Here is an 11,163-nt window from a genome sequence, read left to right as displayed (position 1 = left end):
AGGATCAAACTCTTCATCGTTAAATCTTAAATAATTTTACAACTACTAAAGGAATTCCTTTCTTAACTGTTTCCAGTCAAAAAGCTCAAAGACGTTTTCTAGTCTTAATTCTTATTTTGCATTTGTTGTTAATGAAAACAACATACGCGCTGTCAATTCAATATGTCAATGAACTCAAACCCCTCCGCCTTCGGCACCTCCCCTTGGAAAGGAGAGGATCATTCCGTATTATTGGAAGGATCGTCTTGTTGAAATAAAAGGAGTTGAACCTTTTCTACCTGTGCCCCGCCCGGGATTTCTAATCAGTAAAATTTTTGAACTTTTGCTCTCTCAAAGCGGCTGCAAATGTACAACCTTTTTTCAACCCCCCGCAAGAAAAAAAATTATTTTTTTCAGAGGCTCCGGAAATTGTTTTGTCTCAAAAGCGGATGCAAACTTACAACCCTTTCAACCTAACTTCAAAACTTTTTTCAAGAACTTTTTTACCTCTCTTCACAACCAAAAGCTGTTTCTGAAAGCGGATGCAAAGATAAAATCAATTTCCTTTACAATCCAAGCTAAAATTCAAAAATATTTCAGAGAACTTATTTGCTTTGAAGTCTTGCTGTACAAAGGCTCAGCTAATTCTTCACCCCTGCCCTTACTCTCTCTCAAAGCGGCTGCAAATATACAACCGATTTTCACTTCCGCAAGTTTTCTGAAAAAATAAATTAAGCTTTTTTTGACATTTTTAAATCCCCTGTAGATAAGGTGCTCAAAATGACATTTTTGAAGGTAGAATTACGAAGGTAGAATTACGAAGGTAGAAGTTAAAGTTAGAAGTGTTGCTTTAACCGCTGACAGGGTGGACGACGACAAGGACTTGCTCTTTTATTCTTGCTCTGGATTCGCAACTTTAAACCGCTGTCAGGGCTGATAGCCGCTGACAGGGTGGACAAGGACACACTTGTCTTTTGTTCTTAACTCTGAAATTTCAACATTGAATTCTAAATCTTGAACCGGAAATTACAAACTGCGTTAGCGGGTGAAGCGGTAGTTTTTAAAGCGCTGACACATAAGGCGCTTTAAAACTATAGCAGAATACGCGACCCCAGCCAGCTAAAGCTTCGGCGGACATTCCCAATTATGGAAGAGCTAACAACAAGACCTGAAATGGGAAAAAGGCTGAGGCGGGGGAACGCCCAAAAAAGTATCACATAAACATATTCCAAACCAGGCCAAATCTCACGCCGAAGTCCCGGTAGGGATAAAGAGGTGCAGAAAAATTGTTGTTGCCCTGGATCAACTCATTCAAATGCTCAAGCTTAAAAAAGATCCTCGCCTGTCGTATCTTCCCATTGAAGAAAAAATCAACAGTCGGAAATCCGTCAAATTCCTGTTCATTTTGAACGTAAAATTCAGCTAAAACAGGATCATAGCCATTCATTGCATAGCTGGTAAAATAGTTCAGGGTAAATCCGGTTTCCAGATAAAGTGCCCTGCGGAACCAGTGATCCCGATAATAAAATGTGTTCCTGGTAATGAGATCGGGTACATTTAGAACCTGGGTGCCATCCAATACATTTTGATATAACACGGTATTGTTTAGAGCAAAAAGTCCGTACGTAAGTTCTCTTTGAGCTTTAACTTTAAAAAAGGTCACCTGCCCGGCATGTTGAAAGGGCTGCACCATGTCATTCTCATCAAGTCCAAAGTAGACCATATCATTGATGGTAGTGAATTCGAAATTGGCATTTAAGAACTTTGGAGCCCACAGATCAAAGCCAAGAGATTGCCTGCTCACATTTGAAAATGATGTTTGCCAGTTATAGTTTATATAGTCACTTTGATAGAGAAGAAAATTATAATTAGGTGCTCGATCATTCAAATTAGCTGTAGCAGCAACGACAAAATTCGGTGAAGAGGCATAAGATAGCCTGGCACCAAGATCATACCCTGAAAACTCACCGGTGAGATTTATCATTCCGTCCGCTTGAAATTGAAATCCGGCGAGAGTGCCAGTATATTCCCCTCCGGCAGAGACGATATCCCCCTGAAGACGGTTAGTTATAAAACCCTCCTGAAGATCCAGCACCGTGTTATAACCGTAATCGTACCGGGTGAACTTTCCCTTGGCCACTACTTTTGCAAGATTCCCGGCCGTAAAACCAACATAAACTTCATTGGAGGTCGAGGTGAGGCGCGTTTCATCCTTTATTCCAACCTGCTCAAATGAAGGACCGAAAAGGTCGTTAGCACTAGATTGCTGGTACTGATATTTCTTATAGGTGTGGTTAATGGTATACCCTATAGTAAGATCTCTTTCGACTAATGAATCGCTTTTTTTATAGAGGGCATAGGAATGATCAAGATAGAATCTCTTTCCAAAAAGCGTAGACTGGGCATCTTCAAAATTAACATCAAGACGTGACCTATCTTCAAATTCGGGATTTTTAGCCAGGTATTGCTCCAGGGATGCGGGTGTTAATCCACCATTCTCTTCATTGAGCAGATCCTGAGAAACAAAATGGGTTTTCAGGCTATATCGTTCATTTGGGGAATTATAACTGACAGTAGCCCGAAAATTCCCGGTGCTGGTTAGAAGATGTTTATATCTTCCCAGGGAACGCAAACCTTTGTACCCAATAGACAAATTTAAATTTGGACTGGTGTTCACTGTAAAAAGCGCATCGACAGCCTGCCCTTGTTCAAATACCGTTTTAAAAAATAATTCTGTGAAGGGGGTTGGCACATTATAGTAGAAGATATCCTCTACCTCCATGAAGTTATAGTGTCTCGCCCGAGCTCCAAATTGAGGCATTATTTCCCGTTCTCGTAGAAAATCATAGGTAAGGCGATTGTAAGATCGTCCAACGTTGGAAAAAGGTAGCAGTCCAAAGTTATCTTTCCTAAGGTAATTGAATTTATAATCCTTGTAAATGTGTAGTGAAGTGTCTACAATGGTAGTATCATTTTCCGCGGAAACGATCTTGTAGAGAGAAATAGGCGCTTTTTCGACAGATGATTCTTTTGATTGCCGGGCATCAGGTTGTTCAAATGCATCTCTGTCCTGAACTTCCGCATTCCCGCGGTTTAATTTTCTCTCCTGTGCATTTACATGCACACAGAACAGAAGTGAAAAAACTAATAGAATTTTATTTTTCCCCATAGAACTAGTACTGCCACAAAAATATGACAAATGATAGAATAAGTTTTAGCTCAGCCTTGAAAAGAGATTTATTGTAAACATGAGCTCTCGAGAACCCGTTTACAATCCCAACGGTCCTAATGCACTGTCGTTTTTAGCATAATGATATCCTCTCCAGAAAAAACCATCTCCTTCAAACCTCCAAACAACCTCACCAGTATTTGTCACTTCCCAATATCCAGCACTTCCTTCAGTGATCAAAGTATTCCCGTTGGGTAATCTACGTGCTCCGGAAACTTTAGCTGAAAAGAAGTCTTCATGAGCAAAACTCCAGGCAACGTTAAGTTCATTATTGGTGGAGCTTCTTAGTTCATACACTTCCGGAAGCTCAAGTTCATATACTATAGAATGAGCATCAACAGACGGAATGCCGTTGGAAAATACAAGCAAATTGTTTTTTCCGGGAACTAAATTAGGGTGGTGATTATGATAAAACATCCTCTCTCCTTCAGAATTATCATATGCTGCAGGGTTTCCGATTCTATAAACAAGATCTCCTCCCTTCCCATAATCTCCACCAGTACTTCCCTTTGCTTCTTCAGTGGTAGTACTATGGTCAATAATCCATACTTCACTGAAATAATTCACGCTGAGAAATATTAGATCATTTTCTTTATCATATTCCAATCCATTAGCATGGAAGATGTCACCATTGTAAAGCCCCTCCTTAAGGTGGTCAACATAATTTACATTTACCTTTGCTGGTGATCCTGCAACAGAACCATAATTAGCAAGCAAAGGTTCCTCCTCCTGCACAAGATGATCCCATACATCCCACTCCCAAACAATTTCATTGTTCGCAGGATTTACTTCTAAAATTTTTTCTGTATAAATCACTTCCTCCTCACCGGTATAACCACTTCGCCTGATTTCGTTCGAATCTTTTTTCTCCCAAACAATGAATAAAATATTGCCATTTGGTAACATTTCGATGTCATGATGGGCGAGATTTTTTTCATCGGAATAGGTATAATTCCAAATTAGGTCACCATTAGGTTTAACTATAGCTATTCTTCCACCGTAACCCCCAAAATTGTATGCTGGTTCAGGATCTGTTAAAGCTACCAGAAGATTGCCATCCTCCATAAGCACAGCATCATTTCCAATTCCTGAAGGTAATTTCCACTCGTATAAGATCTCTGATTCATTCTTTTCAATTATGTAAACCCTGTTATTGATCGCGTCATTTACCAGCACATAGGCATCCTCTGTCTTTTCCAAGTCATGGATAATTATCCTGCCCGCCAACTTCTTTTGAACCGGCACTTCATTCTTTGGAGGTACTTCCTCTATAACATCATTCTGAGTACAGGAAGAAAAAATTAATAAAAGTAAAAAAGGCAAAAGAAATTGACGCATGATTTAATGTTTTACTTGAAATTTTTCAAAATGGCAAGTTAACCAAATTCCAAAGATGGAATTAAGGGAAAATACACAAAAAAAAAGCTGCCCTTTAGGGCAGCTTTATTACAATTATTTATCTGGACTTAGTTAATAGTGAAATCGAATGAATCGTCAAATCCAAAGTCTCCTTCAATACTACCAAGCTCTGTTCCATTTGCAGAAAGTGTTACAGAACCTGCTTCAGGATAAGAGAGACCATCACCATAAACATCATATATAGTGAAAGTATAATCTCCTGAAGATAGACATACCGGCATCATGAAAGTTTCATCACCGTCGGCAAAACCTCCTCCTTCGTAAACTACAGTACCATCGGCGTCTGTAATCTCCCAGGTAGTTTCACTTGCATATCCGTCAAAGATGAAAGATAGCATAACTTCTGTAGTCCCTTCAGGACAAACAGTTCTTACATTAAGTGTAATTCCACTTCCTACAGAAAGTTCTGAAGTAGGTACAAGGTTTAGCACAAGAGTCTCTCCTGTAGCACCAATGTTCACATCGGAAACATCAATAGTAAGTGTTCCTTCGTTTGAATTTGCAGGAATAGTTACAGTTGCAGGTACAGAGTATGCAGCAGCATCAAGAGTTGAACTTGCATCCACTGTAACATCTATAGTTCTATCAGAACCAACCACGTTACCAGTAAAAACAGTCACATCATAGGTTCTGCTCCCGTCAATATCAACACCTACACTAAGCGGCCCTCTTTCAAAGGTCGCATAGCTAAGTGGTTCCAGATCTTCGTCGAAATCACATCCTACAAACATGGACATGCTAAACGTCGCTACTAATAATAAAAGATATTTCTTCATAGTTATCACAAATTTTGGTTGTTAGACGACGTTAATCGTTTTGACTATCAATGAATGGGTTATTCTGAATTTCAGATTCAGGAATTTCAAAGGTCAATCTGTCATCGTTGTAAGGAATTGGCACACCTACAAAGGAAAGGTGGTTATCTCCTCTTACAACAGTTTCTCTAAACCTCTTAAGAGCCAGGTAACTTTTTCCTTCTCCCCAAAGCTCAATACGAGTCTGAAGATAGATCTCATCAAGCAGACCTTCATCAGAAATACCAGCAAGGTAAGATGAAGAATCAGCCAAACGCTTGCTCAACAATTCGTCCAAGGCATCTCTAGCTTCATCATATCTTCCGAGTTGAGCAGCAGCTTCTGCGTGAAGCAAATACATTTCAGCAACCCTCATGAATACATAATCGGTAACCATTGGGTTTTGACCAAATGGAACTCTTTCAGGAGCAAAGAACTTATTGATTGGCATAAGGTGAGTTGAAGTACCGGGAGCCACCCTGAATTGATTCTTTCTTACGTCATCAGCAGGAATTTGGTCATAAAGACCAGAATCAATTGCCTTAGAATCTCCAACCGCAGCGTAGCTGTAGCTAAAGTAATCAACCTGACCCCACCAAGAAACAAGTCCTAAACCAGTATCTGTAGTAAGATCGATACCCCACATCCAACCCGGAGTACTCAGATCGTTAAAGCCACCACCATAAGGAGTAGTATCAGGACCATCATGGCGCATTCTTACAACTTCCTCAGCTGTCATAATCTGGAAGCCTCCCTCTGTGATCACACTCTGAGTAAGATCATAAACTGCCTGCCACTCCTGTTTATAACCCTTCACGTAAGCAAGGATACCTTGAGCAACATATTTATTCACCTCATTTTTACCTGTACGATTGAAACCATCAAGTAAGGTAATAGCATCATTAAGGTCACTTTCGATCAAATTAAAGATCTCAGAAGTAGCCACTTTAGGACCATTTTGATCCTGAAGATCATCATAAATAGGAAGAATCTCTGCAGCAGGATCATAGTCTTCAGTAAAATATTGAGTCAGGTAAAAGTACGAATGAGCCCTTATAGCTTTAGCCTGCCCCATAATATACTTGTTTTCTTCCAACTCAGGAACTGCATCATTTCCACCAAGTGCATCAATTACAGTGTTGGTAGATCTTATAATCCTGTAGTAGTATCTCCAAACCATATAGTTACGCTGCCTGGTAAAATCTGTTGGCGCAACAAATTCAGTGATATCAGCACGATACCATCCATAAGTACTTACAGAAAGAGCCATATCCCCGGAAAGCATATCTCCGTAAATATCGTAACCCTTTTGCCCAAAATCATCATGGTTAGTTGTACCACCAGTACCTGTCTCAATCATAAGGGAGTAGATCCCTGTCAAAGTTCCACGAACAACCGCTGGATTTAGCTCAGCTGCCTCCGCAATTTGATCGGTCGTTAAAAATTCGGTCGGCTCCTTTTCAAGAAACTCTTCACTACAGCTTGTTCCCAGAAAAAGTAGGGCTGCAGCACCTGTTAATTTTAAAAGATTTTTCATATTATTTTTTTGTATTAAAATTTAACTCTTACACCTGCGGTAATGGTGGTTAGCGGGGCATAAAGTCGACGTCCGGAGTTTCCTGTTTCACTCGTATTCGGCAGGAAACCATCTCTCGCTGTTTTTACAAACAGGTTATCTCCGGAAACAAATATATTTACATAATCAAGTCCGGTATTACCAAGAACGTTTTCAGATACAGTATACCCAACAAGTGCATTGTTCAATGAAAGGTAATCTGTACTGGTTAGGAATCTCGTAGATCCTGAAGTTGCAGTCTGGTCGAATCCATCAGCTAAACGAGGTACGTTAGTGATGTCTCCAGGTCTTTGCCATCTGTCAAATATATCAGTATGGAAGTTATTTCCAGCTGCACCAAAACGGTCGCTCATAAGTTCCCCATACTGGTAATCTATTGCGTAACCACCTAAACTATATATCCATTGAGTAGAGAAGTTAAGGTTTTTCCATGAACCACCAATTCTAATACCACCACGCACATCTGGAATAGCAGATTTACCTACATATTTGTTCGTAGCACTTGCATAAGTAGAAGTTACTCTTCTTTCAACATTAGCCTCAGGGTTATCTGTAAGATATGGTGTCATTTCTCCAATTGCAGTATCTCCTGTATCAAAGATTCCGTTGTCATTGATATCGTCAAAATATTGATACCACAGCGGAGCACCTGTTGCAGGATCCACTCCTGCCCATTCTCTAGTGTAGAAATCAAAAATAGACCTACCTTTCGAATAAGCAAATGGAGCATTGGAAGTATCCAGAATTCTAGGTTCACCTGTTGATGGTTCTAAAGGCATAGTAACGATCTCATTATCCAGAATCTCTCCGTTCACATTAACGTTCAGTTTAAAGTCTGGAGTATTAAAGATATGACCGGTAAGATTGAATTCCAAACCTGTGTTGCGAAGCTCACCATCGTTAACTGTGATAATAGCAATTCCCTGAGACGGACCTACCCTTCTATCAAAGATAAGGTTGTCGGTATTCTTTACGTAGTAGTCAATAGAACCATCAAGGAAAGTACCTAAGCTGAATTCAACCCCAGTCTGGAACATCCTTGAAGTTTCCCAGGTAAGATCAGGGTTACCATTGTCTCTAGGAGAAATAGAAATTCCACCTGCCAAAAGACCGAGGTTAAAAGTATCATAGCCTCTGTAGAAATCTGCATCACCTGCAAAATCCCCTTCATCTCCGGTAATACCGTAGGAAGCTTTAAGCTTCAAGAAGGTAGCCAATTCATTGTTGCTAAGAAAATCTTCATTAGACACTACCCATGCACCACCTACAGATCCAAATGTACCCCACTTGTCATTTACGAATCTAGAAGAACCGTCACGACGCACAGATCCAGTAAGGAAATATTTATCAAGGTAGTCATAGTTGATCTGCCCAAATATGGATTCCAAGGCACGTCCTTCGGTAAAGCCTGTTGGCGGCTGAAGGTTCTCTACAAAATTATTAAGTTCATAGATGAAGGGGCTAACTGCCAATCCTTTCCATACAGTCGACTCAGACCTTTCAAATTCATTGCTTTCATGAGCAGCAAGAACTTCAAGAGAGTGATCTCCAAAATCGTTCTTGTACCTCAACAATTGAAGGAAGTTTTGAACAAGTACCTCACGCTCCCATTCGAAAAGATCACCTCCTGTAGCAGTACCACCACCATAGAATGGATTGGTGAAATTCTTATTTCTCCAGGTATAGTATTGAGCTCCGTAAGTCGACTCAAAAGTCAGCTCTTCTGTAATAGTAATATCAAAAGAGAAGTTACCATTCAATTCATGCCTGTTTGTTCCGTCAAAATCATAGTAAGCAGAACCAATGGGATTCAAATTGTTTGCGTTAGGACGCGCACGGAAGCCTGAAGCCCCACCATAGTCATACTGGAATCCACCAAAGACCGGATCAGGAACCAGATTTCCTTCGTCATCTCTAAGAAATACAGGGAAAATAGGAGCCATTTTGTCTGCAAATTCAAACACGTTCTCAGATCCAACTATCTGTCCGTTCTGCAATGATTCGGAATATGCGTAACCAATGTTCGCACCCACTTCGATCCACTCCTTCACCTGAGAAGAAACATTTAAACGGGTTGTATACCTATCATACCCAGTATTGATTGAGTATCCATCATCATTAAGGTAACCAAAAGAGGTATAGTAAGAGGTTTTTTCATCTCCCCCACCAAAACGCACGTTGGCTTCAGTTCTAATTGCAGAATCGAAAGCAAGATCCTCATATCTTTCCGGATCGTAAATTCGAGTAACTCCGTCCCGAACCATTCTTGTCTCAGGATCGATCAACTCGGCAGCAGTAGCATTCCACATGTTGTATCCTGCAGGCACTACGTTGTCTGAAAAAAGATTAGTGTTTGCATAAGCAATAGGATCTGCACGATTCTCAATCACACCTCTATTATAAAGACCTTCCCAAACTAGTGGAATATAAGCCTCTGGAGAAGTGATCACGTCATAACGTGGGATCATTTGAGAGTTAACCCCTGTCTTAACGTCAACTTCGATGAAGTCCTCACCATAAGCACTACCTCTTTTTGTAGTGATCAAGATAACCCCGTTAGCACCCCTGGAACCGTAGATCGCAGTTGCAGTTGCATCTTTAAGAATAGTAGTAGTCTTAATATCGGCAGGGTTAATGGCGTTGATACTTCCAGAATAAGGCACGCCATCTACAACATAAAGTGGCTCCCTGTTTCCGTTAACAGAACCAAAACCTCTAATACGTATAGTAGAAGCTGTACCCGGTTGTCCCGAAGTATTTATTACGTTCACACCAGCAACCTCCCCAGCAAGAGCCTGAGAAACGTTAGAGTATGACTTCACTTCAAGATTCTCAGCATCAATGGTGGTAGCTGTACCGGCAAATGACTGCCTGGTAGCTGTACCATACCCTACAACAACCACCTCTTCCAATTCGGCAGCATCAGTTTTTAGGGTTACATTAATAACATCTTGAGCTCCTACTAATCTGTCGGTTGTTTGAAAGCCAACATAGGAGAAAACAAGAACGTCTTGTGGACTGGCAGTAATAGTATAGTTACCACCAAAATCTGTTTGTGTACCTGTCGAGGTACCTTTAAGCAAAACATTTACCCCTGGAAGAGGAAGACCTTGATCGTCAACCACCGTCCCGGTAACTGTTTTCGTTTCTTGTGCAAAGGCAATTTGCACGACTAACACCAGTAATAGTGTTAGAATTCCACTTAATTTTCTTTTCATTTTATGAATTATTTGAATTAGCCAAGGCCAAAAATGATAATAATTTCTTAATAAAACAAGCTAACGAAAGAAACTTGTCTGTTAATTCTTTAAGAAGTTTCTTGATTCTATTTGAAGTTATTAAGCCTGTTGATATTTTTTAGATTCAAAACCTGTCAGAACTACCTATTATGTCTTTTTTCATCAAGAATTAAACAGAAAGTATTAAAGTGTTTTATTTCACACATCGCATTTCCCGAGGTTAATTTTTTCAAGCATTAACTTATTTTCTACTTTTGCATTCACCCCTAAAAATTACCGTCCGACATAATCTGCTATTTATGAGGTTTTTAACACTATGCTAGTAAGAAGTTTTTCGAAATCACCTTTAGAGTGCGGTACCGACGAAGCTGGAAGAGGATGTCTAGCAGGACCCGTCACTGCCGCTGCAGTTATTCTGCCGAAAAAGTTTCGCAATAAACTTATCAACGATTCCAAAAAGATAAATTCGGTCTCCAGAGCCAGTCTAAGAAAAGTAATAGAAGAAAAAGCTGTTTGTTACTCCGTGCAACACATATATATGGAGGAGATCGACGAGATCAACATCCTGAATGCTTCTATTCTCGCGATGCATAAATGCATAGATGAACTTGATCCCATACCCGAATTTATAATTGTGGACGGGAACAGGTTTAAAAACTTTAAAGGGGTGCCTCACGAATGTATCATCAAAGGAGATGGGAAATACCTCACTATTGCCGCGGCCTCTATCCTGGCAAAGACCTACAGAGATGAATTTATGATGAGGATCCATGAAGAGTATCCTATGTACAACTGGAAACAAAATAAAGGCTACCCTACTGTGGAACATCGAGAGGCGATCAAAAAGTACGGAGTAACCAAGTACCACCGCAGGAGCTTTAAACTTTTACCGGAGCAACTAGAGCTGTCATTCTAATCCTTGAAAAG

6 protein-coding genes are annotated in these 11,163 nt (G+C 40.2%); 1 reads left to right on the top strand and 5 read right to left on the bottom strand.

Annotated elements, in window-relative coordinates; all coding sequences use genetic code 11:
* Nucleotides 1-1,192 precede the first annotated feature (1,192 nt).
* The 5 genes from VR862_RS10610 to VR862_RS10590 form a co-directional block, all read right to left on the bottom strand.
* Nucleotides 1,193-3,148, bottom strand: a complete 1,956-nt coding sequence (locus VR862_RS10610; RefSeq protein ID WP_324720945.1) for a putative porin — start codon at nt 3,146-3,148, stop codon at nt 1,193-1,195.
* 99 nt (nt 3,149-3,247) lie between these two features.
* Nucleotides 3,248-4,546 (bottom strand): aryl-sulfate sulfotransferase, encoded by a 1,299-nt coding sequence (locus VR862_RS10605; RefSeq protein WP_324720944.1) that lies wholly within the window; start codon nt 4,544-4,546, stop codon nt 3,248-3,250.
* A 128-nt stretch (nt 4,547-4,674) separates the two neighbouring features.
* Complete coding sequence (locus VR862_RS10600; protein ID WP_324720943.1) at nt 4,675-5,403, bottom strand: flagellar hook assembly protein FlgD; 729 nt, start codon at nt 5,401-5,403, stop codon at nt 4,675-4,677.
* Between the two features lie 31 nt (nt 5,404-5,434).
* Nucleotides 5,435-6,958, bottom strand: coding sequence for a RagB/SusD family nutrient uptake outer membrane protein (locus tag VR862_RS10595; RefSeq protein ID WP_324720942.1), 1,524 nt, complete (start codon nt 6,956-6,958; stop codon nt 5,435-5,437).
* 14 nt (nt 6,959-6,972) lie between these two features.
* The gene (locus VR862_RS10590; protein ID WP_324720941.1) at nt 6,973-10,215 is read right to left on the bottom strand and encodes a SusC/RagA family TonB-linked outer membrane protein; all 3,243 of its coding nucleotides are present in this window, start codon (nt 10,213-10,215) and stop codon (nt 6,973-6,975) included.
* A 337-nt stretch (nt 10,216-10,552) separates the two neighbouring features.
* Between VR862_RS10590 and rnhB the strand changes: the two genes are divergently transcribed.
* Nucleotides 10,553-11,152, top strand: coding sequence for a ribonuclease HII (gene rnhB, locus VR862_RS10585; protein ID WP_324720940.1), 600 nt, complete (start codon nt 10,553-10,555; stop codon nt 11,150-11,152).
* Nucleotides 11,153-11,163 lie beyond the last annotated feature (11 nt).

This window comes from Salinimicrobium aquimaris, assembly GCF_035607535.1.
Taxonomy (GTDB): Bacteria; Bacteroidota; Bacteroidia; order Flavobacteriales; family Flavobacteriaceae; genus Salinimicrobium.
Note: the sequence above shows the minus strand (reverse complement) of the source record. Positions and strands in the feature narration are given on the sequence as shown.